Genomic DNA, 26,036 nt, shown 5'->3' with positions numbered 1-26,036 from the left:
AAAGCTTATTTGGGTAATAACATCTTGTAAAGACGTAGACATTTCATTAAATGAATTCCCTAATTTTCCTATGTCATCCTTGGAATGGATTGTAATTTTCTCTGTTAAATCTCCCTTACTAATTTTATATGCCGATTCAGCTATTTTTCGTAATGGCCTTGTAATAGACTTTGTAATGAAATAAATTAATACACTACCAAATGCAATAGCGATAGCAATGACAATCAAAGTCTTATAAAACACTGGACTGGCAGCTTGAGTAATTTCTTCATCGAACATAACGCCAACTACTTTCCAGCCTGTTTTCTCATTTGTTGCAAAGATTAAATTCTTTTTATCATCTTGTTCTGTATAAGACACATTTCCTTGTTTATCTTCATAAATTGGTTTAATCCAAGGATCAGTAACTTTTGCACCTGGTTTTCTAGATGGATGACTAACAATTTGCTTATTTTGATCTAAAATAACTGCATAACCTTTTTCACCAATGTTAATCATTTTGGAAATTTTTAAGATGTTATCTAAGTTTAAATTAATTCCTATAACACCTTTACCATCTTTTACTTCTTTCGCAATTGTCACTACCATATTTTTTGTAGATGCTGATTGATATGGTGCAGTAACAATTACTTTCCCTTTATTTTCATGTGCTTCTTTATACCAAGATCTATCTGTTGGATTATACCCATCAGCCATTTGGATAAATGGTTCTCTTATAAACTTTCCCGTCTCTGTTCCAATATAAATACCTTCTACTTCTGGATGAAGCTTTATATATTGTGCTAACTTCGTTCTTACTATTTCTTCTTGTCCGTTTGGATATGTATCCTCTGTTAAGATGTCTGCAAAGTACGTCGCATCAACAAATTTCTCTTCTATATTTTGAGAAATAACAGTATTTAAAACTGAAATATTCTCCTTTGCTTTATCTGTCATTTGATGTTCAAAATTTGTTTTGGCAGTTTGATATGAAACACCACCGATAATAATTCCTGGTATAGTTAAAATAATAAAAAATGAAATGATTAATTTTTTATTGATACTCATACATTTAACCCAGTTAAATATTTTTTGCATAATAAGCCTCCTTTATGTAATGTGGATACTTGTGTCATTTTATACAATTAACATATATAAAACAATATATAATGATAACATGTAATTTTTTCGTCAATTATGCATTTTTGCATATTCAATCCTTATACGTATTTTAATCATAAAAATAAGAGAACTTTAGCATTATATATGCTAAAGTTCTCTTATTTCTTAACAGCTTCTACTCTATAAAACTTTTCTTATAATCCTCAAATGTTTTATCCTTCCCCTTATAGTCATATTACTAAAAATCTTCGTCCTAATTTATTTAGCGCTCTTTACATAACTAATTGCCTGACTTCCCATTTGTACCCATGCCTGTTCAAAGGCTTCTCTCGGTACTTTTACATCTAAGCTATCCTCAAGTGGATCTCGAATATATACAGATTCCTGATCATACCCAATAAGTACAACACAATGTTCATTATACGTAATAGAAACATCTCCACTATTTGTTTCCCATGTAGTAAATTCATCTTCATCTAATGGTGCAAATGTTGCATTCGTGATCATGACTACAGGTTTCCCTGCTTTTACACTCTTATAAATTTCTTCTATATTCTTCCCTGTTAAGTCTACAGCTTTATTAGGTAAATATTTTTCCGCTAACTGAAAAAGTGGCCCATGATATACACCGTATCCTGATTCAGAGAATGTATAAATATTACCTACAAATCCTTCATTTGGATTCCCGCGCACACCATTGTCTATAAAATCAACTTTTTTTATTTCATTTGCTAATGTCATCTTATCCACTGAAACACCAGCGTATTGTAACATCATCGCTAAGCTTGTCACTTCACAGCCTCTATCCAATTCTGGTAACTGCTGAATTAATGGAACATTTGATAAGATGACTTTTTCATCGTTATTACTAAACTCCGTTTCTTTTCCTCTTTGTATATTTGAGAATGTTAACTTCTCTACATACTTTGGAATTCCATTTGTATATACACTCCATATTGCTGTACCTAGTAAAGCTGTACATATATACCACTTCAATTTTCTTATCGCTTTCACGCCCTTATTAATTCGTTAAATAAGAATAAAATGCGTCAGCATCCGTTCGTATCATCGGTACAAAATTTAGTTCTTTTCCTTTTTCAGGCTGATCTTTTTTTATCTTTTCCGCTAACTCTTGAATATTCATATTCATTTTATCCATATTAAGCTCATCTGCCATTTGTAGCACCATTTGTTCATTAATTTCTCTTAATATTTGATATATATCTTTACCATACAAATCAATATGATATTTTTTTGCTTCTTCCTGTACTTTTTGTTCGTACACTTCTTGTGCTAACTCTTCAATTTCTTTTCCTTTTTGAGAAATGTCTAACTTTCCTGCTTCTTCTCTTACTTTCTTTCCGTAGATTTCTTCCGCGATGTCTTCGATTTCTTTTCCATCTGTCGAAATACCTAATTTATCTGCTTCATCTTTAATTTTAATCGCATTAATTTGAGTAATTAAATCTACAATTGATGTATTCTCTATAGATATACCTAGCTTTAATGCTTCTTGCTTTACTTTTGTTTCATAGATTTCTTCTGACAGCGTCCCAACATCTTTTCCTTCAATCGATATGCCTAACTGCTCTGCTTCCCTTCCTACTTCTGTTTCATGAATTTCTTTTTCTAGTGTAATTTGTTCTTTTCCTTCCGTTTCAATACCTAGTTTCTCTGCTTTTTCTTCTGTATGCACTGCATGTATCTTACCATTGTTCAATTGTTCTTTACTGCGCTGCGTGTAATCAGTCTTTCCTTTTGATGTTTCAGAAGGAGAGGCACCCCCTAATATAATTAAACTCATTACTCCAATAGCGAATACCGTCATCATTTTCTTTTTCAAAATTAATTCCTCCCTCTTATACTTTCTTTCCCATCATTCCCCTAGTTTTTTTAATACTATACATACATCTCATCGCTGCTTGAGATAACATTATGATTGATAAAACTCACTCACATACACCTAGTCTCTTCTTCATGTAACGAACTTTCTTTATGCCATACATAATATAAATAGTTTCTTAACTTTATCTTAAAAAAAGACGACCTTGTAAAAACAAGATCGTCTTCTTACTTATATTCTTTGATTTTTAGGGAATATCACTTCAAAGCAAGTTCCATCTCCCCATTTGCTCTCTACTGATATTTTTCCATAATGCTTTTCTACAATCCAATTTGCGATTGAAAGACCTAATCCAGCTCCTTCTGACGTACTTCTTGCTTTATCCCCTTGATAAAAACGATTAAATAATTTCGGAATATCCTCTTCTTTCACTCCTATCCCGTCATCTTTCACCTGTATACGAATTGAACTACTCGTTTGCGTGCAATCGATTTGAATATGCCCACCTTCGTTTGTATACTTCATCGCATTATCTAACAGTATGACCATCATTTGATGAATCCGCTCTCTATCCCCCATAAAAGATACACCACGTTCTACTTTTAGCATCATTTCTTTTTCTTGATAAGAAGCAATCTCCTTATATGGAGCTACTATTTCTTCTAACAATTTATCAAGTTCAAATGTTTTCTTATCCATCTCAATTTGATTAGAATCAGAACGTGCTAGCAATAATAAATTACTAACAAGTTTCGATAACCGCCTACATTCTTTTGAAATTGTAGAAATATCCATCGCTTTTTCTTCTATAGTAGCGGATGGTGACTGGAATAAAACATCCGTTTTTGATTGAATAACTGCAAGTGGTGTCCTTAGTTCATGTGATGCATCAGAAACGAATTGTTGCTGTTTCTCCCATGAATTTTGAATAGGTACAAGTGCTCTACCAGCTAGGAAAAAGCCGATACCTATCGCACAGAGGCTTCCTATGCTACAACCTATAACGAGAATTAAAAATAAAGTATTTAACATTCCTTCTTCCGCTGTTATATCTCGCACGATTTGAACTATTTCTCCATCTTTTTGAAGCGAAAATGCTCTAAAATATCGTCCTTGTACTTCAATATCTTGTAAATCCTCTAATTTTTTTGGAGAAAACTTTTCCAAATTCTCTTCAAAAATAGAACGAAATTTACGGTTATCGCCCTCTATTTTCACTATTTTTCCATTCCAAGTTATTCTAGTTACTCGCGGATCTCCAATTTGGATATTCTCCATGCGTTTTCTTGGTGGTATTTTAACATCTAATTTTTCTCTATACTGAGCTATCATTTTTATAGATTGATCCACTTCATTATAAATACGCTTATATGTGTATGAATAAATAATACTACCTAATATACCTATTAATAGAATAAATACTAATGAGTTCACTATAGTCAAACGAATGCGTGTTTTTTGAAACATACTTCCGTTTTTCATTGTTCTTTTAATATATATCCAATACCTCGAACGGTTTGAATATCTTTCTGATAACCGGATGGCTCTAATTTTTTACGTAAATGATGCACATACACTTCTACAATCGCTACTGTCGTATCTGAATCAAATCCCCAAACACGATCAAAAATTTGTTCACGCATTAAAATCTTCCCGCTATTTTGAATGAGATACTCTAGTAGCTCATATTGTTTCAATGTCAGCTTAATACCTTGTCCATCTACTTGAACATCTTTATCTTTTCCGAACAATTCAATCCCTCTATAACGAATCGTTTGCTGCGTTGTTAAACTACCACTTCTGCGTAGTAAAGCGCGAATTCTCGCTTTTAATTCAGGGGCCTGAAATGGCTTAACGATATAGTCATCTCCACCAAAGTCCAATCCCTTCACCCGATCTTCTAAAGAATCTCTCGCTGTCAAAAACAGGACTGGTGTTTCAATCTTTTCATCACGTATTTTTTGAATCACTTCAAATCCGTCCATCCCTGGCATCATCACATCCAGCAAAATTGCATCATATATATTTTGAAGAGCTAAAAACAATCCATCTTCTCCATTTATTGCCGTATCTACTTCAAATTCATCACGCAAAATTTGTACGATAGACTCTAATAACGAAGCATTATCTTCTACTACAAGTAAACGCATGCTCTCACCTTCCATCAAATAGTTCAATTCTATTTATTATTACATTTCTTCTCTTCATAACAAAAGAATGTAGTTGCATTACGTAATTTCATTTTTAACTATTTCCTTCTAAAATTTTGAAGTTTTATTATAAAAACTTTGTCTTAAATTTAGCTTAATAAAAAATTGAAAGAAATAAGATTCCTCTTATCTCTTTCAATTTTTTATTACATATACCTTTTTACTCGGCAACTCTAAACAATTTAGCTGACCGCCATACACAGCCCCGCCATCAATTCCAATAATACGATTACTACCAAAATACACTCCGCACTCCTCACTACCATGAAGCGTTTTTGTTTCCGTATGCCCAAATACAACAACCTTTTCACCGCTATATCCATTATGAAATTCATTACGGATCCACATTAACGTATATGGTTCAGATTCAGAAACTCGTTTCATCGGTTCAACCCCAGCATGTACAAATATATACTCTTCTGTTTCAATATAATGATCTAATTCTTGAATAAACTTTATATGTTCCTCTAATACACGAGAGTGTAAAATTGGTTTTTGGAAGTCTTTCTCATTAACCACAATATCTTCTTCTACAAATCCATAGCTATATAATGTCTTATCTCCACCATTTCTTTTTACCCAATGGTTCCATGAACGTTCCTCATTTGTCGTTAACGCCTTAATCATCATATCTTCATGATTTCCCTTTAAAATGAGTGCTCCCTCTTCTTTCAATTCTCTTACCTTTTCAATTACAGCACGCGCATTTGGACCACGATCTACATAATCTCCCAGTAAGATTAATTGATCCTGTTTCGCATCATATTGAGCTTCTTCCAATAACTGTTCAAACTTTTCTATCTCTCCATGAATATCACTAATAACAAGAATTCTTTTCATATTATCCCCCCTCTTTCTAATTATAGTTCAAAACAACGGAAAATTCCGAATCTTAACCTTGAATCATATTTATCACGCATTAACGGGCCGTAAGACCCCCACTGATTAAAGTTTCACTTTATTACAAACTAAACTATTACCCTTACAACAATGTAAGTCTCTTGTCATCCAATTCGATAGTTGTAATTACTGTATTTCCTTATACTGAAAGTAAGAAATGAAACAAAAAACAAGGAGAGATGAGAGATGAAAAAAGTAATGGAAGTTGTAGTAGCGGTAGTAGAGGTTTTCGTAAATGGTAAACAAGTCGCAATGGAGTTAAATAAATAATGAAAAGGACAACATTCACTCTAGACCCTTTACTCATATAAAAGAGATAAGACTTCATCATTTCTTTGATCCCTTATCTCCCTATAAAGAAAGCCGTATCCCTTTTAAGGATACGGCTTTCTCTTATTTTTGACTCGTACGAGCTGAAATACTAATTGCTCTATCTGTTGCTTTGGCAGCTTCATCTAACGCTTCTTTACTATTCTTCCCGTCATACATCGCTTCTAATGCTTTTACAACTGCATCTCGTGATTCTGGGAATACACTAATTAAAGCACCTTGTGTTGCTGGAGATTGCTTTGTCGCTTGCAGTTGATCTACTGTTACTTTCAACTGCGGATATTTTTCATATTGCTCTTTTACTAATGGCTCATTATATGCATCTGGATTAATTGAGAAATAACCTGTTGCAGTATGCCATTTCGCTTGTACGTCTGGCTTCGTTAAATATTTCATAAAGTCCCAAGCACCTTGTTGCGTTTCTTCTGAAACCATATTCGTCATCCATAATGATGCTCCCCCAATAACAACACCATTTTGTTTCGAATCCTCTGGATATGGAATATATGAAACACCTACATTAAACTTAGATGCATCAATTAAATCACGAACACCTGCTGAAGAATCTAAATACATAGCAACTTGTCCAGACTGGAACGCAGCACGAATATCATCCCAACTTGCTCCATACTTTCCAAGGGCGCCAGCTTTATTTAAATCATCTAACATTCCAAATACTTTCTGTCCTTCTTTACCGTTAAATACCGCCTTCTTTGCAGCATCCTTACGACCGTTTTCGTTATCTACATATAAAGCACCTTGTGTCGCTAACAATTCTTCAAAGAACCAACCGTAGTTAAGCATGGAGAATCCATATTGTTTTACATTTCCGCCTTCTTTAATCGTTAACTTTTTCGCTGCTTCTTGTAATTCCGCATATGTTTTTGGAGCTTTCTCTGGATCTAAGCCCGCCTTTGCAAAAGCAGCTTTATTATAAATTAATACTGGTGTAGATGAATTAAATGGCATAGAATACATTTTTCCATCAACTGAATAATAATTTGTAATTGCTTTTTCTAATTTTGACGTATCGTACTTATCTTTTTTTATCCAGCTATCAATTGGTGTGATTTTTTTGCTATCAATCATATATTTCGTTGTAATTTCACTCGATTGAACAAGAGCTGGCGCTTCTTTCGTTGCAGACATCGTTCTAAATTTCGTTAAAGACTCTTCATATGTCCCTTGGAACTCTGCCTTTATCTCGTATTTATTTTGCGACTTATTATAGTCTGCAACAAGACCATCTAGTACTCCTTGTGTTTTTCCACCCATCGCATGCCAGAAGCGAATTACAGTTTTATCACCATTTTTTTCAACTGGTGCTACTTTTGCCTGTGCTTCAGGTTTTCCCTCTGTTTTACTATTTGAACAAGCGGCACTAGATAATGCCATTGTTGCTGCCATTAATAAAGCAGCACCTTTTTTAACTAGACTCATTTAAATCTCACCTTCTCTTAGTTATTTAATTGCACCTTTTGTTAATCCTTGTTGTAATTGCTTTTGCCCTAAAAATAGTAAAATCAATGTTGGAATAACGATAACCGTAACACCGGCCATTACGCTTCCCCAATCAGTTGCAACTTCTTGAGACTGAAGCTGCTTTACACCGATTTGCACTGTTCTTACTTTTTCATCAGTGGTCACTAAAAGTGGCCATAAATACATATTCCATGTTGTTAAAAAGCTATATACTCCAAGCGTAATAAAACTCGTTTTACAATACGGTATTACAACGCTGAATAAAAATCTTATATTTCCAATCCCTTCAATAAAAGCAGCTTCTTTCAGTTCATTCGGGAGTGTCATAAAATGTTGACGTAACAAGAAAATACCGAAAGCTGTTGCAAAAAACGGCACTGTCATCCCAGCGAAACTATTGATCCAGCCAAAGTTTTGAATCGTTAAAAAGTTAGGTACCATCGTTGCTTCCCACGGAATAAGCATCGTTGAAATAAACAGGAAGAAAATTAAGTTTCTCCCTTTAAATTGAAGAAAAACAAAAGCATACGCCGCTAAGCTTGATACGATAAGTTGTCCAATCATAACGACTGTCGATACAATTAAACTGTTATATAAGTATGTAAAAAGTGGTACTTTTTGAAAAATATTAATGAAATTATCAAAAGTAAATTGAGTTGGAAATAACCTTCTCATTTGAATATCGTCTGGTGTCATAAAGCTTATTAAAAACGCATACAGTACAGGAAAAAATACCATTACTGCACTAATTATGAGCAGCATGTATAATAGGAAATTTTGCTTCCACTGTTTAACAATCATTTATAATGCACCTTTCTCTCAGCAAACTTAAATTGAAGTAATGTAGCAATGAAAATGAAAACAAATAATACCATCGCTTGTGCACTTGCTGTTCCAAATTGATGATTCACAAACGCCTCTTTGTAAATCGAGTACACAATTAAATTCGTTGCATCATTCGGTCCACCGTGCGTTAAAATATCAATTTGTCCAAAGCTTTGGAACGCACTAATTAACGTTACTGTTACAATAAAGAATAAAGTTGGCGATAGCATCGGTAATGTAACACGGCGAAGCTTATATAAATAACTAGCACCATCTATAGATGCACTCTCATATAAAGACGTATCGATATTTTGTAAACCACCTAATATAACTAAAAATGCAAACCCTGTATTCACCCAAACTGTTGTAACTGATACAGAGAATAGTGCCCAGTCCGGGCTCGTTAACCATGCGATTGCAGGAAGATTCATAGCGGCTAATATATTATTAAATAATCCTACACTTGGATGAAATAAAAATAGCCAAATCACTGCACTAGCAGCTACTGAAATTCCCATCGTCGAAGAAAACAGAACTCGGAATAACCCAATACCTCTTACCTTTCCATTTGCAATCAATGCAAGAAACAAAGCAAATATAATACTTGTAGGCACTGTATATAAAACAAATAGTAAAGTTGATTTTATACTTTTGTAGAAGGCTGGATCAGAGAATAAATATTGATAATTTTCTAAGCCAACGAAAAGATTAGCTTCTCCATGTATATCGGTTAAATAAAAACTATAGTAAATCGTCCTAAACAATGGATAGAACAGAAAAATCGAAAATAGCAAAATAGATGGCGCCAAAAACAATAATCCTATTCTTAAATCTTTCGTTCTCCCCCATATTTTTTTCTTTTTTGACACCTTTGTTTGAACTGGTAACTTACTTACTTCGATCATTATTTCGCCACCACTTTCAACTCTTCTTCAGCTACCACTTTTAAGCGTTCATTCGTGTTTTCGTTAAAGAAGCATAACTTTTCTTGTGAGAATAATAATTTTACTTTGTCACCTTTGTTCAAGAGTAACTGTCCGATGACTTTCGCACTCCAAGTTGTTCCATTTACCGCAAAGTTTAATATAGATTCATTCCCTAATACTTCTACAGATTGCAGCGTCACTTCTTGTCCTTCCTCAGACAGTGCAATATGCTCAGGACGCATGCCTATACGAATTATTCCTTCTGGTAATTGCTTTAACTGTCCAATAGATAATGGAATTTGCAATTTCCCTATATGTAATACACCTTTTTCTTTATCCACTTCTCCATCATTTATATTCATAGAAGGAGAACCTATAAAGCTTGCAACAAATTCGTTTGCTGGTTCGTTATATATGTCAAGTGGTGTTCCAACTTGCTGTATACTTCCTTTATTTAAAACCATGATACGATCTCCCATAGTCATCGCTTCTATTTGATCGTGGGTAACGTAAATCATCGTAATTCCTAATCGCTGCTGAATTTCTCTAATTTCAATTCTCATTTGCGCACGTAATTTCGCATCTAAATTCGAAAGTGGTTCATCCATTAAACAGATTGGTGCTTGACTCACGATCGCCCTAGCAAGCGCAACACGCTGTCTTTGTCCGCCTGATAATTGACCTGGTTTCATTTTCACATACTCTTTCAGTCCTACCATTTCAATAGCTTCCATTAGTCGCTTTTGTCGCTCTTCTTTTTGTACTTTTCTTACCTTAAGTCCAAATAAAATATTTTCTTCTACAGATAAGTGTGGATATAATGCATAATTTTGAAATACCATTGATAGATTACGGTCTTTCGGCTCTAGATCATTTGCAACACGTTCATTAATAATTAAATCTCCCGAAGAAATCTCTTCTAAGCCAGCGATCATTCGTAATAATGTGCTTTTCCCGCATCCCGAAGGTCCAACTAAAACAAAAAATTTGCCCTTCTTAATATGAACCGATACGCCTTTAACCGCTGTCTCTTCTGCATTTTTATATACCTTTGAAACATTTTTCAATTCAATCACAAAGTTGCACTCCTTTTTTCTTCATGTATCCATACTTCATAATGACTTGTTGAAATCGCACTTGCTCCTGCACGAATTGCAATTTCCGCAACTTCTCGCGTTTGAATCAACCCGCCTGCAATAATAGGAAACTCTATTTCCTCTACTAGCTGTTTAATTATAGAAGGCATAATCCCCGGCATAATCTCTACTGCATTTGGTCTAGTCGTTTTACAATTTTCAATTGATTTAGTAAGAGATAAAGTATCTACAATAAAAATACGTTGAATTGTTTTCAATCCAATTTTATTAGCATTTCGAATTGTCGAACCCTTTGTTGAAATAATACCTTGTGCCCCGATAACATCTTGAATATACAAAAGCGCTTCCTCTGTATTCGTATTTAAACCTTGTATAAAATCACAATGAAGAAATACATCATGTCCATGTTTCTGCAATTCATATACACGCTCTGGTAATTCCAGCATTGAACCAGTCATAAGAAAAACTGTTTTCGGCAATTTTTTGTATGCTTTGTATCCTTTCCAATCCTTTATCATCGCAATATAAGGTTCTTTAAACATTTATTCCACCTAACTGTTCTATTTTTATCCAAACTAAAAACACCTACTTACATAGAACGCCTTTCTCCTTATTTGAACTCTAGGGAATAGAGCACACCTAAGAAAGTGGCACATTATATGTAAGTGGGTGTTCTCAAATGTTCTCTACCCTAGTTATTTTGTTACCTTTACTATATTACGCATTTATTAAGTCAGTTTTGATAGATTGTTAATTAGGTGTTAACCGAATGTTAATATTCACCATATCACCATTTGCATTAATCTATATATTTAAATACAAACAAATAGAACGAAACAATACTTAAAATTCAATCAATATGTAAATTCATTCCATAGTTAATAAGTTTTAGTTTGCTTGCCACTGCTTGCGAAGCAAAATTATCCCAAGCAGTACTATAAAGTGGAATGCGCTTTTCCTCTTGTATTGATAAGGCCCAGGCTGTAACAACATCAGTACCATATCCATTCCCTTGAAATTCCGCTAAAGTTTCCACACTTGCCTCAGCAGCTACGGGCGTACTTCTGGCACTGCAACAAACAGAAACTACCTTTTCATTTTTTACAATTGCAAAATAAGGTTTCCTCCATTCCATCTGTTCTATTAGATTAGGAAAATTTTCTCGCAAAAGCTCTCTATTCTTCTCAGTTATTTGTATTGTTCTAGTCGGCTTATGTAAATTACTATGAAACATGAAAGCAGGACCCATCCAAATATTTTCCACTGTTCTTTCTTCATTTAATATATTAATAATCTTTGCTATCTCTATATGCTTTGAAGGTTCTCGAATTAACTTCTCAATCTTACTTACCGTTTCATCATCCACATTACAATGATATCTCGTTATACTCCCTTCACGAGTTCTGCCAAGAAAAAAACGTGGTGCTTTCGGATTTCCTTGTTCATTTACATATTTCATTTTTCCTACTCGATTATGAACAAATAAAACCTCTGCCTGAATTACTATTAAATCAAGTTTTGAGAGCCTCATTTTTATCCTCCTTATTTACTCCATTTACCATCCATTCATAATCTATTTTTCATGTTCAAAATAAAAATCCCATTTAAATACACATTACTGAATCCATCATACTAACTGATTTCTTCATTCTGTCTATCTAAATGGGATTATTTTTCGTTTTTTACTCTACTGGTTGTTGTGGCTGTACTACTTCATTCGCTCCAGCTAACCTCAACATATTTACAATATCTTTAAAACCTCTTTTTTCAGCGTATTGCAGTGGCGTCAGATGTTCCTTGTTAGCCATGTTTACATCTGCACCGTGATCAATAAGCAATTGAATTACTTTCTTATGGTTTTCACTACCATTTCCTAATACAATTGCTTCTAATAGCGCTGTTCCACCACGTTCATTTTTATAATTCACATCAATATCTGTATGCTCTAATAATTCTTTAACAACCTCTACATGGCCACGTTCAGATGCAGAAATAAGTGCTGTCCCACCTGACCTAGTCGTTTCTTTCGTATTAACTCCTGCATTAATTAATACTTTTACAATATCCGTATATCCTTCTCTACTTGCATAAAGAAGTGGATTACTTTTTTTCTCATCTTTAATTTCAATATTAGCACCTGCACCAATTAATGCTTTAACTGTCTCTACATGATTTTGGTACGTCGCTGCAAGGACAGGCGTTTCTCCGTTGTCACCTTCTACGTTTATATTCGCTCCATCCTGAATCAACTTCATAGCTGTCTCTGTGTCTCCAAGAGTAGCTGAAAGTAACAACTGTTTGTCCATTAAATTTATACTTTTCTCTTCTTTAGATTCTTCCTGTTCTTTATGCTTCTCTTTTTTCTTTTCATTTTTCACATGAACCGGTTTCGATTCTGGTTCTTCTTGCTTATCGCAAGCCACTACCGTCATTAAAAGTCCTAATAAAATACATAATAAAATTTTTTGTTTTCTCACAACTACAGCTCCTATGAAAGATAATGTTTTCTTAACCATTCCTCCATCACATACAATAACTCTTCTTGAGTACATTTATCCATAAGCCCTTTAGATTCCTTCTTTAATCGGATTATCTTAAGCTTATACTATGTTTCTCAACCTATTGAAATGATACGCCTGATGGCCCCATCATTAACATTATGAAGCAATTAGTTTAGCACGTTTTTACCGCATTTGTATATATTTCTAAAAAGTACATAAATGATTGCTTTAGGTTACTATATTCCATTGTAACCGTTCTGCTAAAAATTTTACACCTTTTCTATATTTGCACCTGAGTAATAATAGAAAAAGACAACTACATAGTTGTCTTTTTCTATTAATGATGTCCACCATGATTTCCTGCTTTCGGTTTCCCCATCATCTCTTTATTCATTTCCCATTTATGCTCTGCTAGCTCTTTATACGAAAGAACTTTCCCCTTATAGTTAGATACAAAGCTCTCTGCATCTTTTTTATTTTTAAATGAAATGACATTATAAGCCATCGGTGTCGTTATTGTTTTATCATATACGTAAGTAGCGTCTTCTAACGAAATCCAATCTTTCGAATCATAATCTCGGACAAATTTCTCTTTCGTCTTTTCATCTGAGTTGATCTCCATCCATTTATACATACAACCGATATCATCAAACTTTAACGCTTTTCCATTTTCTAAAATAATTTCTGTTGCAAATTGATTATCTGTTACCCCAATTTGGCAAATATCACATTTATCATGTTTCTCATCAATGGCAACAGCTGCTGTTTCCTTTTTCCCACACCCGACTACCGTAAATACGAAACATAAACATATAGCAAGTACTACATATTTTACTTTCATCAATATTCCTCCCTAGAAACCGTATACTCCACGAAAAGAATACCAAAAGGTTGTGTGAGATTTGTGAAAAAACAATGTGCTTTTTGTAATATAGGAAACAAAAAAAGATGTGTAGTTATTTCTACACATCTCTCATCACTCGCAACCTGTAATTAACAAATCATCTTCTAATTTAACTAATAATGTATCCGCACTAATTTCCTGTCCAACTTCTACATTTACCAATCTTATATTTCCACTAATCCCGACTGCAATTTTTTTAAGCTCACCGTCATTTTTTCGGATCATCAATAATTTTTCCCATTCATATACGTAAGAAGATTCATTAATAAAAATCTCCTCTACTTTTCCTTCATAAGAGCTATAAATCTCTTCAATTCTCGTTTTCATATAACATCTACTCCCTATTTCACACTTCACTATTTTCATCTTATTCTACCATTCTTACGAGAAGCAGCTTACTTTTTAAAAATTCAAATTAACTACCGTGAACAAAATGAACAAAATAAAAATTATGCTTCTAATGATGTTATTTTTCAAATTATTTACCATTTGAATAGATGCTTTTATTATAAATAAAAAACCTTTTCTGAATTTTTATTCTATTTTGAAAGCGCAATCATTCTTTTGAGGGGGAAATTACATGTTAGCACTACTTGGATTTGCGATGGTATTTGTCTTTATGTTTTTAATTATGACGAAACGTATGTCAGCGCTAGTAGCATTAATATTAATTCCGAGTGTTTTTGCATTAATTGGCGGATTCTATGCCAATATGGGGCCAATGATGTTAGAGGGGATTCAAAAATTAGCACCTACTGGTATTATGCTTATGTTCGCTATTTTATATTTTGGGATTATGATTGATAGCGGTTTATTCGATCCTGTCATTAGTAAGATTTTAAAATTTGTAAAAGGAGATCCTTTAAAAATCGTTGTCGGAACGGCTATATTGACTATTATCGTTTCTCTAGATGGTGATGGTACAACAACATACATGATTACAGTTTCCGCAATGTATCCGCTATATAAGCGCCTTGGAATGAACCCCCTCATATTAGCTGGAGTTGTTATGTTAGGGGCAGGGGTAACAAATCTTACACCTTGGGGTGGACCCACAGCTCGTGTTATGAGCGCACTTGGACTTGAGGCTTCCGAATTATTTACACCTCTTATTCCAGGAATGATTGCTGGTGCAATTTGGGTTGTTTTCGTTGCCTACTATCTTGGAAAAAAAGAAAGAAAACGTTTAGGAATTATGGATGTACAGTATTTAAAACAAATGCAAACAATGGATGAGCAAGCTGCAACTGTCGAAGCAGCAGTGCATAAACGTCCTAAACTTCTATGGATTAACTTTTTATTAACCGCCACATTACTTGTCTGTCTCATACTAGAAGTTATGCCGTTACCTGTTTTATTTACAGTCGCTTTTGCTATCGCTGTTATGATTAACTATCCAAACTTAGAGCAACAGAAAGAACGTATTGCTTCTCATGCAGGGAATGTATTAGCAGTTGTTTCTCTCGTATTTGCTGCCGGTATTTTCACTGGTATTTTATCTGGAACAAAAATGGTAGATGCAATGGCTAACAGTGTAGTAACTCTTATACCAGATGCACTTGGACCACAACTACCAATTATTACAGCACTTCTCAGTATGCCATTCACATTTTTCATGTCTAATGATGCATTTTACTTCGGGGTATTACCTATTTTGACGAAAGCTGCTGCTACTTACGGAATTAGTGCAGCTGAAATGGGACGTGCTTCCTTACTTGGGCAACCCGTTCACTTATTAAGTCCTCTTGTCGCTTCCACTTATTTATTGGTCGGAATGGCCAAAGTTGATTTCGGTGAACATCAACGCTTCACTTTATTGTGGGCCGTTGGAACGACAATGGTTATGTTAATTACCGGAATTGTGATTGGGATTATTCCAATATAAGATGCAAAAAAACAGTAGAAGAAATAAAATCCTCTACTGTTTTTATTATGAAGAAACAAGAAAATAACGTCTCTCCGGTCTCCCAACACTTCCATATATTAGCTCTGCGTGGACTTTCTTCCTAGATATCAAATACTCTAAATAGCGCCTTGCCGTTGATCGGCTTACTCCAATCATTGAGCTTAACATTTCTGCTGTAATCCCTTCTTCATTAACTGTTAACATATGCTTTTTTACTTTCGCTAAAGTATAAGGATCTATCCCTTTCGGGGCATATTCTATTTGATCTCCCTTCACGCCTCTTTGAGACCATAAATATTCAATTTGCTCCGTAGATAATTGATTGTTTTTCTTTAACTGTATAATCTTTTTTTGATAGCCTTCCAGACTTGCTTTAAATCGGTCAAACATTAGTGGCTTTACGATATAATCTGTTACTCCACCTCGCAGCGCGTGCCTTACTACTTCTGTTTCCGATGCCGCTGTAATCATAATAATATCTGTATCGTGCAAATGATGCCTAATATATGTGACAAGTTCCGTTCCTTGCATATCAGGTAAGTACACATCTAATAAAACAAGCTGTGGCTTCACAAGCTCTAGCCATTCTTTCGCTTGTTCTCCAGTCGTTGCCGTTCCAATTACTTTAAATCCCTCAATTTTTTCAGTAAAACGACGATGAATGTCTGCAATCCGAATATCATCTTCTACAATTAATACTTCAATCTCCTCACCCATTACTATTCGCCTCTCTCTTTCGGTAGTGCAATAATAAATAACGCACCACCTAAATCCCCTTTTTCGATTGCAATACTTCCATTTAAATCTTCTACTAACTCTTTCACTTTTGCTAATCCATACCCTCGCTCTCCTCCTTCTTTCGTCGAAAAGCCTTTATAGAATATGCTAGTAATTATTTCATCATGAATCCCTTGCCCTGAATCTTCCACTTCAATTAATATTTCTTCTCCAATATCAGTTACAAACATCCTTACTTTCTTATCATTCTCTTCATTTTTTTCAATTGCTTCAAATGCATTCGTAATTAAATTCCCTAAAATAGAAACGACATAATTACTCTCAATATGTGGACTTAATTTGTCTAAACCACTTTCTCTATCTAGCATAAAATCAATCTTCAACTCTCGTGCTCTATTATAAAATCCAATTAAAATTCCACCTAGCCATGGATTTTGAATCCGCTTCATAATAAATTGAACAAAATCTTGATATACCGCTGTTTCCTTATGAATAAGCTCTAAAGCATCTTCGTATGATTCTAATTGGATAAGACCTGAAAGCGTATACAATAAATTGTTATATTCGTGCGTTTGCGCTCGTAATGCCTCTGTATATTGCTTCGTCTGAGATAATTCTGCTGTTAACTGATCCATTTCAGATTTCAAACGTAAGCTCGATACAACGCCAGTTACTTTATTCTTTACTTTAATAGGTAGACGGTTCGCAATAACAGCCTGTCCTTTTATATTTAATTGACGATCAAACTGTTCTTCACCAGTTTGAAGTACATCTAGTATCGTTGAATTAGGAATTACATTTAAAATAAATTCCCCAATAATATTTTGTTGCTTATCTAGCGAAAGAATATCATAAGCTGCTTGATTGACTAAACTAATCATGCCATTTTTATCGATTACAATAATCCCTTCACGTACAGATTGAATCACTGTACTATGCTCTTCATATAAAGATGAAATTTCTTCTGGTTCCATCCCGAACATCATTCTTTTTATACTTGCCGCTAAATATATAGAGCCGATTATCCCAATTAAAAGACCTATTATTGTAATCCAAAATACACGCTTTCCATACACTTCTACCGCTCCATGAATATCAGCCATTGAAAACCCAACAGACACCACACCAATAATTTCATTTTCCTGGTTACGGACTGGGACTTTCCCACGCAACGAAGGGCCTAATGATCCATTAGCTTTAGAAACATAAGATTTCCCTTCTAATAAAACGCCTTTATTATCTCCGCCAACCATTTTTTCTCCTATTTTATCTCGCTCAGGATGTGCATAACGAATCCCCTCTTTGTTTCCAACTACAATAAAGTCAGCCTCTGTATCAATTCGAATTTTTTCTGCGATTGGCTGAATAATAGAAGCTGGATTTTCTTTTTGAAAAGCTTCCTGAATTTCTGGTATCGCGGCAACTGTTTTCGCAACATGCAAAGCCCGTTTACCAATTTGCTCTTCTACCGTTTCAGATAATATGTAATAAAATAAATAACTCGTTAGCATAAGTACAACTAAAATAAGTGTACTAATAGTTAATGTAATTCTCGGTTGGAGTTTTAATTTTTTAAATTTCAAAACCATTCCCCTAACATGATTAAAGATAGAATTTAAAGAAAATACAGTTTTTTATTATCATAACACGGTTACTATATATTTCTTTCTTTTTTATCTTCATAAAAAAAGAAACGAAGCATAAGTACTACTTCGTTTCTTAACAGTTTATTATTATATTTTAAACTTACCAATCATCTCTTGTAATTCTTCTGCCATTTGTGATAAATGGACTGCTGCTGCATTTATTTCATCTACTGAAGCTAATTGTTCCTCAGAGGAACCAGCAATATTTTGAACACTTACGGCATTTTCTTCAATCGTAGCTGCAATTTCATTAATAGATGCACTTACTTGTTTTGCATCTACCGTCATTTGTTTTGCTACATCTACCATGCTATCAATTTGTACAACTGTATCATTTGTAGACTTCAATATTTCGACAAAGCTTTGCTTCGTTTCATTTGCAACTACAAGTCCAGATTGTACTTCTGCTCCAACTTGATTCATAGAGCTTACTGTTTCTTTTATATCAAATTGAATCTCTTTCACTAGGTTCCCAATTTCCGTAGAAGACTGTCCTGATTGTTCTGCTAGCTTTCGCACTTCATCTGCTACAATTGCAAATCCTCTACCTTGCTCTCCAGCTCTCGCAGCCTCAATTGCCGCATTTAACGCTAATAAATTTGTCTGTTCTGCAATATGTTGAATTACTTCAAGGATTGCTCCAATTTGTTTCGACTTATCGTCTAACAAACCAATGATTTTGTCTGACTGTGAAACAGACTCATGAATTAATTGCATTTGATTCACAGTTTGTTCAACTAACTTCCCACCATTTTCAGCTTTTTTCTTCGTATACATAGAGGCTGTAGATACTAATGAAGAACTATCTGCAACACGCTGAATTCCTTCTGTAACTTCTTCTAACAATGTTGCTCCTTCTTCAACTTCTTTCGTTTGTATTTCTGCACCACTTGATACTTGCTCTATAGCCTGTGTAATTTGCTCCGTTGCTTCGCTTGTCTGCTTCATACTAGCTGTTAATTCTTCTGAAGATGCCGCTACATGACTTGCTGAAGTGTTTATATTGGAAATGACACTTTGTAACGATGCAGCCATCTCGTTAAAACTTTCTCCTAGCTGTCCAATTTCATCTTTAGAATGAACTGTAATTGATTCTGTTAAATCACCTTCACTAATCTTCTTCGATGATATGACAAGTTGTTTTAACGGTTTAATAATAGACGCAATTATGAAGTAAATTACAATCCCACCGATTATTAGTGAAATTCCAAGAACGGTTATTGTTTTATAGAAAATAGGTTCAGCCGCTTCGATAATTTCTTTGGAAGGCATAATTCCTGCTATTTTCCATCCAGTTTTCTTATTCGTTTTAAAAGTGATATTGCGATCTTCACCATCTAATGAATAATGAAAATCCCCAGCTTCCTGTTTATACAATTCTTTACTAAGTTTCTCTTCTAATTTCTCTCCTGGCTTCATTTTCGGGTGCGCTACTACATTTTTATCTTGATCAAATATCGCTACATATCCTTCCTTACCGATATTAACCATCTTAGAAGTAGTAACAATATCATTAATGATTAAGTCAATCCCAAGAACTCCACTTTTATCCTCGTTTTGTTTTGCTAGTGTAATAACAATATTTCCTGTCGTTTTTGACTTATATGGAGCAGTTACAATTACTTCTCCGCTTTTCTTCACTGCCTCTTTATACCAATCTCTTTCTGTAGGATTATATCCATCTGGCATCTGAATAGCTGGTGATTGAATGAACTGTCCATTACTAGATCCTGTATAGATTGCTTCCATTTCTGGATGCAGTTTATTGTATTCTTCTAGTTTATTTTGTATGTTTTGAATTTGATCTGCTTGGTAACTTGATTGTGTAAATAATTTCGTAAAATAAGTTGCATCTATTTTTTTACTATCCAATTCCTTATTAATTACATTATCCAAAATTTTTATATTATCTTTCGCCGAGTTTAAAATTGTTTCATTAAAATTCGTCTTCGCCTGTTGATAAGACGTCCAACCAATTACAATACTTGGAAGAATTAAAATAATAATAAATGATACAAGTAACTTTGTTTTTAAACTACTACTCCTTAATTTCCCTTGAAACATACTTCTACCCCTCCATACCGTTTTAAATGTAATTAATTAACATTTAATCTTTCTATAAAAATAATACGATTTAAATGTATCAATGAGACTCTCTATCTTTTTATACATCTAAAGAATTGATACATATCTTTTTCATTCTATATAAATTAAATAATTAAAACAATGTATAAAAATGTATATTATTCGCAATATTATAATTCATAGGAGAACCTCTAGTATTTCACTTACTAGAGGTTCTTTCCACCTTACTATTCTTTATCTACTTCTTTTTTCTCATCTTCTACTACAGATACAACAGGTTTATCGCTTGATAATTGTTGTACCGCTCCTTTTCCTGCAAATCCTTCTAATAGCTCTTTTAAGTCAATGCCAGAAGAAGCTTTTAACGTTTCTTGCATCGTTGCCATTAAATCAGTCGCATAACCCGCAACTTTTCCGGCCCCGCTATTTTTACCACCGCCGCCTGTATCGACAACTGTGATTTTATCAATATTACTAAGCGGACTTGCAAGTTCCTTCGCATAACTTGGAAGCATTTTAAGAACCATATCCATAATTGCCGCTTGACCATATAATTCAAATGCTTCTGCGATTTTTTGTTTCGCTTCTGCTTCTGCTAAACCTTTTAATCTAATAACATCTGCCTCTGCTGTTCCTTGCGCTTTTTGTACTTCCGCTTTCGCTTGACCTTGTGCTTTTTCAATTTCCGCCTTCGCTAAACCTTCTACACGTACTTCTTCTGCACGTGCTCTCGCTTCTGCTTCAATCTTATATTGATCCGCATCGGCTTTTTTAATTTGTTTTACTTTTTCTGCTTCCGCTGATTGCTCAACAGCATAGCGATCTGCATCGGCTTTTTTCTTAACTTCTGCATCATATTGCTTTTCACGACGCGCAATTTCTTTTTCTTCTAACTCAATTTGCTTTTCACGCTCAATGATTTTAACGCGCATTTGCTCTTCTGTAACACCTTGTTGTGCTTTCGCTTGTTGTAATTCGTAAGAAAGATCCGCATCTGCACGCGCTTGTTCTTGTTCTCTCTTATAAGACTGTACTTTTAATTCTTTATGTTTTTCAGCTTCAGCGATTTGTGCATCACGTTGATATTCTGCTTCTTTTGCCTCTTTTTCAGCACGGGCTTTTTCAATACGTGCTTCTTTTTCACGCTCTGCATTCGCAATTGTTGCATCACGCTTAACTGTCGCAATTTGGGGCTGACCAAGCGCATCTAAGTATCCGTTTTTATCCATTATTTCTTTAATTGTGAAAGAAACAATGCGAAGTCCCATCTTCTTTAAATCTGTAGAAGCTACTTCATGTACCTTTTGAGCAAATTGCTCTCTATTACTATACGCATCTTCTACTGTCATAGAAGATAAGATAGCACGGAGATGCCCTTCTAAAACTTCTTTTGCTTCTATTTTTAACTCTTCTGTTTCTTTTCCTAAATATTGTTCAGCTGCTGTGGAAACTTCTTCAATTGTTGATCCCACTTTAATAATAGAAACACCGTTTACTGTGATCGGTACACCTTGTTTCGTATACGTATCACGTGTACCAACTTCTAATTTATAGTTTAATAAGCTTAAAGGCTCTGCTCTCTGCATAATTGGAACTACGAAAGTACCGCCCCCACGAATAATCTTAATCTTCTTTCCATCATCAGTGGTAACTACATTCTTTCCTCCACCAAGCCAGTTCCCTGTAACAATTAACGCTTCATCCGGACCAACCGTACGATACTTCGTAATAAATACTAAAATGAGTAGAATTAAAATTGCGAGTAAAACTCCACCGATAATTAATGGAATCGTCATGTAAATTCCCCCTTATAATTTTGGTTTCTTTAAAGAATAAGCGATGTTTTGTACAAGTAAAACACCATCTTGGACTCCCTCGATAATAACCTCTGTTCCTTGCGAAATATCTTTTTTTCCAACAGTTTTAGCTGGGATTGCATTACTTCCAAATTGGGATGAAATTAATACTTCACCAAATCCTTCTGTAGGAATTGTCGTAATGACTTCTCCTTTGCAACCGATAAATTCATCCATACGTTGCATCGTATTTTGTTCTGCTTCTGCAATCGGTTTTAAAATTAGTATTTTCATGATGAAAACACCGATAAAAGATATAGCAAATGCAGCCCCGAAAATAGTAATACTATTAAAGGAGAATAAGTACTCTCCTATATAACTAAGCCCACATAACATGGCGAAAAAACTAAGTAATAAAGTAACAACGGATACAGATCCGCCCCCAAAACTAAATATCGATTCAAATATATCTCCAAAAAAGATATAAATAACAGTGAGTATAGTAGCAATAATAAATCCGTATAAATAAATTGTTTCAAGTGGATAACCAAACAAAGCCATTTCTTATCCCCCTCTCTTAAACAATCCCCTTTTTTGTTATGTGTATGCCCCACCTCTTTCAAAGATTATTGTTCTTAATTTTCAGTCATTTACCTTTTAAATAAAAGCCTGTAAGACAGGCCTCTAAAAAAGAACAGGAGAAACCTATTGTGACAGGCTCCTCCTAGAAAATAACCGATATATTATATATCTATATAATATACTATTTTCCACAAAAAGTAAAGTTAAACATACATTGGAAAAGCACTTATTTTACTGACAATTCGTATGTTCCATCGCCATTATCATATTTATATACATACAAGTAATACTTACCTGGTTTTGCATTAAATTTTGCTTCTATATGATTCCCATTAGCTTGACCGTAAGCCGCATAATTTTGCATATCTGATTCATGGTGAAGTACCCATGTCATCCCAATTCCATACTCATTTAAAACAGAAATGTCGATATCTTTCGCTGATGCTACATTAAATGTATAAACATCAGTGTGGTCCCCGCCAATAAGACTACCTTTTATAGTACTATTTAGCCCGATACGATTTGCTTCCTCTGGACGATTATTTGGTTCTGATTCTGTTAAACTTCCATCTTTAATCGTAACAGTTGTTTCGCTTCTGCTCTCTTTTCCCTTATCATCTTTTACTCTTAACGATACTTTATAAGAACCTTCTCTTTCATATACATGTACTGGATTCACTTCTGCACTTGTGCTTCCATCTCCAAATTCCCATAAATAAGAAGCAATTTTTCCATCTTCATCGTTTGAGCCATCACTTTTAAATTGAATTCCCTCTTTTACAAGACCACTATAAGGGCCATTTATATTAACCGTTGGAGCTTTATTTTCTCCATCATCTTTTGCGATTCCATGGAAGACTACATCATATTCAAATTCATTTGAGCTATTCACACGATAATTGACGAAGTATGCTGTAACAGTTTTGTAGCCACTCCATTCTTTTTGCGCCAATTGTTCTAAAGATTCATTTACTCTTTTACTCATTTCTTTCCAATCTTCTGATTCACCTTTTGTGACACTACCTGTATACGTACCTTCTAATGTAAATGTATTAAAGAATTGAGAATTATGTTTTGTCATTTTTGTATCTTTCATAGGCAACGTATCACTAATTTCTTTCTTCACCGCTGCTAATGACTTCGTTTCATGTTCAGCTAAATAATCATCAGCTACTTCTGGTACAGTGTATGTATCTTGATTATCAATTAACTGCTGCATATACTCTTGATACTCTTTATTTAACTTAGGATCTTTACTTAGATTTTCACGATATGCATCATAATTTTTCACGTCATTCGCACGAATCAAATCTTGAATTTTATCAAATGTTTCAAACTGATGCGTATATAAGTAAGACTGCAATGCGAACGAGTAATTATAGAAATCCCAAGAACCGTATTTAGCAAATAGTGTACGCTCTGCTGTATAACGGCTTGCAGGATCAGATGATAATCCGCTAATTATACTCTTTCTTGGTACAACGTTATTCGTACGAGTAGATCCTGCGAAAAACTCTGCATTTCCTTCTTGGAACCAAGTTAACCTTTCATTTTGATACATATCTCCTCTTCCAAATAGACCTGGTACTTCATATCTACCTTGCAGGTAATGAGTAAATTCATGACGGAATAACTCTTCTAAACTATAAATACTTTGCTCTGGTGTACGCTCATATGTAAAGAATGTACCTGTCTCTTCAATATAAATTCCACCGTTGTTTGTTTCATATCCATACAATTGTCTATTTAACTGATATTCATCTGGACTATTATAAATTACGATCGTTAATACATCATCCGCATTTCCTGGCTCTAACGCTTTGTCATTTCCAATTACACGGTGATACTGTGCCTTTACTTCCTTCGCAGCCCAATATAGTCTCTTAATTTTTTCTTCTGATACTTTATCTCCTGTTTTGAACACAATTGATCCATCGTCGAATGTATACGTTTTTGGTAAGTATTGCTCTTTTCCTTCTTTACGTATTTTCTCTAAATCTACTGTATTCCCGCTATAATCTTTACCATTATAATTTGTTGTAATTTGTTCTACCGCAACAAAATACGGTTCACTTAAGCGCGGGTACATATGCATCGCTTGTGTAACAACCTCTAATCCTTTATTTGGATTGATATGAAACTTCCCTAAACGGCTAGCAAAATAAATGCCATTATTAACGAGCCATTTATTTTCTGGCGTTACTTCATTTAGAAGAGCAATACGATTTATTTCATTAATAAACCCATCTACTTTTCCATACCACATCGTTTCATTCGCTTCTTTACGAGCCTCAGTTAAGTACGACTGTATATCATAGTCAATACCTTGCATAATATCGTATATTGCTTGTCCCTTCATTCGATCATTTACATAAGTAGTATAATTATCATTGTATTGCTTTAAAATATTCGATGCGTATTGAACCGTTTCAACATCGCTTGAAGCATTACTAATTAATTTACCGTATGCAGATACGACTGTATCTTGTTCAACTGTACCAAGCTTAAAGTTTGGATTTTTTGCGATTGCTTTTAAAGCAGGTAAACATTTATCCTGGAAGCTTCTTTCATTTAAGTCGCTTAATTCACTATTATAAAATGCAAGATAAAAAGCTGAACGCAACACTTCAGTAAACGTTTGAATTCCTTTTGAATCATCTTTCGTAAATGTACTACCTCTATGAGCTAATTCATCTATAATGACTTGCATTTTTCCTTTATCTTTATAAAAAGCCTTTGCATCTTCATTAAACTGGAATAAGTCTGTAATTTGGTGCCACTTAATACTGCCTAACGTTTCAACTAATTCTTGATCATTCATTTTGTTTAAATCAGCCATTGAATAGCTTTCTTTAACTTGCTTTACTGCAGTTTTCTTCGTAATAGATGCTGGTCGCTGTGAAAAATCTCCTACTTTTAAACGTTCTTGAAATGATAAAGTTTCATCAACTTTTGAAATATGTCCAACTTCATCTACCGACTTTTCAATTCCAACCGGTTTCGTTTTCAACACGTTATACGGTACTTTTTCTTCCGCTGCTGCATGAGTTTGAAGTGCCCCTAACGATAAAGCCATTGTACTAATGCTAAGCATCACTTTATTGATCTTTGATTTCTTGTTCATATCCTTGCCCCCTATTTTAATATTCCATTCAAGAATTTAA

At 34.2% G+C, this 26,036-nt stretch carries 21 protein-coding genes and 2 pseudogenes; 1 reads left to right on the top strand and 22 read right to left on the bottom strand.

Going from position 1 to position 26,036, the window contains the following annotated elements; translation table 11 throughout:
- Window positions 1-33: 33 nt before the first annotated feature.
- The 15 genes and pseudogenes from QCI81_RS27210 to QCI81_RS17195 form a co-directional block, all read right to left on the bottom strand.
- Window positions 34-936 (bottom strand): annotated as a pseudogene (locus QCI81_RS27210) (HAMP domain-containing protein); the annotation flags it as partial.
- Window positions 937-1,359: 423 nt separating this feature from the next.
- A complete protein-coding gene (locus QCI81_RS17260) occupies window positions 1,360-2,115 on the bottom strand; it encodes a C39 family peptidase (RefSeq protein WP_000644447.1) in 756 nt (251 codons plus the stop codon).
- A 7-nt stretch (window positions 2,116-2,122) separates the two neighbouring features.
- On the bottom strand, window positions 2,123-2,944 hold the full coding sequence (locus tag QCI81_RS17255) for a hypothetical protein (RefSeq protein ID WP_000728574.1): 822 nt from the start codon (window positions 2,942-2,944) through the stop codon (window positions 2,123-2,125).
- A gap of 231 nt (window positions 2,945-3,175) precedes the next feature.
- Entirely contained in the window at window positions 3,176-4,426 is a 1,251-nt protein-coding gene (locus tag QCI81_RS17250) for a sensor histidine kinase (RefSeq protein ID WP_000788471.1), read from the bottom strand.
- A complete protein-coding gene (locus tag QCI81_RS17245) occupies window positions 4,423-5,094 on the bottom strand; it encodes a response regulator transcription factor (protein WP_001238624.1) in 672 nt (223 codons plus the stop codon). Before QCI81_RS17245 ends, QCI81_RS17250 begins: the two co-directional genes overlap by 4 nt.
- Before the next feature lie 195 nt (window positions 5,095-5,289).
- On the bottom strand, window positions 5,290-5,994 hold the full coding sequence (locus QCI81_RS17240; protein ID WP_000821972.1) for a metallophosphoesterase family protein: 705 nt from the start codon (window positions 5,992-5,994) through the stop codon (window positions 5,290-5,292).
- Window positions 5,995-6,447: 453 nt separating this feature from the next.
- Window positions 6,448-7,824 (bottom strand): ABC transporter substrate-binding protein, encoded by a 1,377-nt coding sequence (locus QCI81_RS17235; protein ID WP_353810861.1) that lies wholly within the window; start codon window positions 7,822-7,824, stop codon window positions 6,448-6,450.
- Between the two features lie 21 nt (window positions 7,825-7,845).
- The gene (locus tag QCI81_RS17230) at window positions 7,846-8,667 is read right to left on the bottom strand and encodes a carbohydrate ABC transporter permease (protein ID WP_000635946.1); all 822 of its coding nucleotides are present in this window, start codon (window positions 8,665-8,667) and stop codon (window positions 7,846-7,848) included.
- Window positions 8,664-9,596 carry a carbohydrate ABC transporter permease gene (locus QCI81_RS17225; protein WP_000573794.1) on the bottom strand — a complete coding sequence of 311 codons (933 nt, stop codon included), beginning with the start codon at window positions 9,594-9,596 and terminating at the stop codon, window positions 8,664-8,666. Before QCI81_RS17225 ends, QCI81_RS17230 begins: the two co-directional genes overlap by 4 nt.
- The gene (locus tag QCI81_RS17220; protein ID WP_071732248.1) at window positions 9,596-10,693 is read right to left on the bottom strand and encodes an ABC transporter ATP-binding protein; all 1,098 of its coding nucleotides are present in this window, start codon (window positions 10,691-10,693) and stop codon (window positions 9,596-9,598) included. Before QCI81_RS17220 ends, QCI81_RS17225 begins: the two co-directional genes overlap by 1 nt.
- Window positions 10,690-11,256 (bottom strand): glycerol-3-phosphate responsive antiterminator, encoded by a 567-nt coding sequence (locus QCI81_RS17215; protein WP_000472004.1) that lies wholly within the window; start codon window positions 11,254-11,256, stop codon window positions 10,690-10,692. The genes QCI81_RS17220 and QCI81_RS17215 overlap by 4 nt, the downstream gene beginning before the upstream one ends.
- Before the next feature lie 308 nt (window positions 11,257-11,564).
- Entirely contained in the window at window positions 11,565-12,245 is a 681-nt protein-coding gene (locus tag QCI81_RS17210; protein WP_001239779.1) for a GNAT family N-acetyltransferase, read from the bottom strand.
- Window positions 12,246-12,396: 151 nt separating this feature from the next.
- Entirely contained in the window at window positions 12,397-13,266 is an 870-nt protein-coding gene (locus QCI81_RS17205) for an ankyrin repeat domain-containing protein (RefSeq protein WP_000287335.1), read from the bottom strand.
- 286 nt (window positions 13,267-13,552) lie between these two features.
- Window positions 13,553-14,056, bottom strand: a complete 504-nt coding sequence (locus tag QCI81_RS17200; RefSeq protein ID WP_000865665.1) for a nitrous oxide reductase accessory protein NosL — start codon at window positions 14,054-14,056, stop codon at window positions 13,553-13,555.
- Window positions 14,057-14,191: 135 nt separating this feature from the next.
- Window positions 14,192-14,446 carry a hypothetical protein gene (locus tag QCI81_RS17195; RefSeq protein WP_000857376.1) on the bottom strand — a complete coding sequence of 85 codons (255 nt, stop codon included), beginning with the start codon at window positions 14,444-14,446 and terminating at the stop codon, window positions 14,192-14,194.
- Between the two features lie 253 nt (window positions 14,447-14,699).
- Between QCI81_RS17195 and QCI81_RS17190 the strand changes: the two genes are divergently transcribed.
- Window positions 14,700-16,004: a CitMHS family transporter gene (locus tag QCI81_RS17190; RefSeq protein WP_000880474.1), complete on the top strand. Its 1,305-nt coding sequence runs from the start codon at window positions 14,700-14,702 to the stop codon at window positions 16,002-16,004.
- Window positions 16,005-16,049: 45 nt separating this feature from the next.
- Here QCI81_RS17190 and QCI81_RS17185 read toward each other — a convergent pair whose 3' ends face one another.
- The 7 genes and pseudogenes from QCI81_RS17185 to colA form a co-directional block, all read right to left on the bottom strand.
- Window positions 16,050-16,742: a response regulator gene (locus QCI81_RS17185; RefSeq protein ID WP_000503464.1), complete on the bottom strand. Its 693-nt coding sequence runs from the start codon at window positions 16,740-16,742 to the stop codon at window positions 16,050-16,052.
- A 2-nt stretch (window positions 16,743-16,744) separates the two neighbouring features.
- The gene (locus QCI81_RS17180; protein ID WP_003269387.1) at window positions 16,745-18,352 is read right to left on the bottom strand and encodes an ATP-binding protein; all 1,608 of its coding nucleotides are present in this window, start codon (window positions 18,350-18,352) and stop codon (window positions 16,745-16,747) included.
- Between the two features lie 144 nt (window positions 18,353-18,496).
- Window positions 18,497-19,357, bottom strand: a complete 861-nt coding sequence (locus tag QCI81_RS27205) for a methyl-accepting chemotaxis protein (RefSeq protein ID WP_445117591.1) — start codon at window positions 19,355-19,357, stop codon at window positions 18,497-18,499.
- Between the two features lie 81 nt (window positions 19,358-19,438).
- Window positions 19,439-20,473: pseudogene (locus tag QCI81_RS27200) on the bottom strand (HAMP domain-containing protein); the annotation flags it as partial.
- A gap of 248 nt (window positions 20,474-20,721) precedes the next feature.
- Entirely contained in the window at window positions 20,722-22,290 is a 1,569-nt protein-coding gene (locus tag QCI81_RS17170) for a flotillin lipid rafts scaffold protein FloT (protein WP_000154998.1), read from the bottom strand.
- 12 nt (window positions 22,291-22,302) lie between these two features.
- Entirely contained in the window at window positions 22,303-22,851 is a 549-nt protein-coding gene (locus tag QCI81_RS17165) for an NfeD family protein (protein WP_001173146.1), read from the bottom strand.
- Between the two features lie 247 nt (window positions 22,852-23,098).
- Entirely contained in the window at window positions 23,099-25,996 is a 2,898-nt protein-coding gene (gene colA / locus QCI81_RS17160; protein WP_064531951.1) for a collagenase ColA, read from the bottom strand.
- Window positions 25,997-26,036: the final 40 nt, after the last annotated feature.

The sequence above is a fragment of the Bacillus cereus group sp. MG20 genome (assembly GCF_040459885.1).
Taxonomy (GTDB): domain Bacteria; phylum Bacillota; class Bacilli; order Bacillales; family Bacillaceae_G; genus Bacillus_A; species Bacillus_A cereus.
The sequence above is the reverse complement of the archived record's forward strand: the minus strand, read 5'-3'. Positions and strand labels throughout refer to the sequence as shown.

Coding starts and splice junctions, on each gene's coding strand:
- QCI81_RS17250 (WP_000788471.1), bottom strand. CDS start 4,426: ATGAAAAACGGAAGTATGTTTCAAAAAACACGCATTCGTTTGACTATA.
- QCI81_RS17245 (WP_001238624.1), bottom strand. CDS start 5,094: ATGCGTTTACTTGTAGTAGAAGATAATGCTTCGTTATTAGAGTCTATC.
- QCI81_RS17240 (WP_000821972.1), bottom strand. CDS start 5,994: ATGAAAAGAATTCTTGTTATTAGTGATATTCATGGAGAGATAGAAAAG.
- QCI81_RS17235 (WP_353810861.1), bottom strand. CDS start 7,824: ATGAGTCTAGTTAAAAAAGGTGCTGCTTTATTAATGGCAGCAACAATG.
- QCI81_RS17230 (WP_000635946.1), bottom strand. CDS start 8,667: ATGATTGTTAAACAGTGGAAGCAAAATTTCCTATTATACATGCTGCTC.
- QCI81_RS17225 (WP_000573794.1), bottom strand. CDS start 9,596: ATGATCGAAGTAAGTAAGTTACCAGTTCAAACAAAGGTGTCAAAAAAG.
- QCI81_RS17215 (WP_000472004.1), bottom strand. CDS start 11,256: ATGTTTAAAGAACCTTATATTGCGATGATAAAGGATTGGAAAGGATAC.
- QCI81_RS17210 (WP_001239779.1), bottom strand. CDS start 12,245: ATGAGGCTCTCAAAACTTGATTTAATAGTAATTCAGGCAGAGGTTTTA.
- QCI81_RS17205 (WP_000287335.1), bottom strand. CDS start 13,266: ATGTACTCAAGAAGAGTTATTGTATGTGATGGAGGAATGGTTAAGAAA.
- QCI81_RS17200 (WP_000865665.1), bottom strand. CDS start 14,056: ATGAAAGTAAAATATGTAGTACTTGCTATATGTTTATGTTTCGTATTT.
- QCI81_RS17195 (WP_000857376.1), bottom strand. CDS start 14,446: ATGAAAACGAGAATTGAAGAGATTTATAGCTCTTATGAAGGAAAAGTA.
- QCI81_RS17190 (WP_000880474.1), top strand. CDS start 14,700: ATGTTAGCACTACTTGGATTTGCGATGGTATTTGTCTTTATGTTTTTA.
- QCI81_RS17185 (WP_000503464.1), bottom strand. CDS start 16,742: ATGGGTGAGGAGATTGAAGTATTAATTGTAGAAGATGATATTCGGATT.
- QCI81_RS17180 (WP_003269387.1), bottom strand. CDS start 18,352: ATGGTTTTGAAATTTAAAAAATTAAAACTCCAACCGAGAATTACATTA.
- QCI81_RS27205 (WP_445117591.1), bottom strand. CDS start 19,357: ATGAAGCAGACAAGCGAAGCAACGGAGCAAATTACACAGGCTATAGAG.
- QCI81_RS17170 (WP_000154998.1), bottom strand. CDS start 22,290: ATGACGATTCCATTAATTATCGGTGGAGTTTTACTCGCAATTTTAATT.
- QCI81_RS17165 (WP_001173146.1), bottom strand. CDS start 22,851: ATGGCTTTGTTTGGTTATCCACTTGAAACAATTTATTTATACGGATTT.
- colA (WP_064531951.1), bottom strand. CDS start 25,996: ATGAACAAGAAATCAAAGATCAATAAAGTGATGCTTAGCATTAGTACA.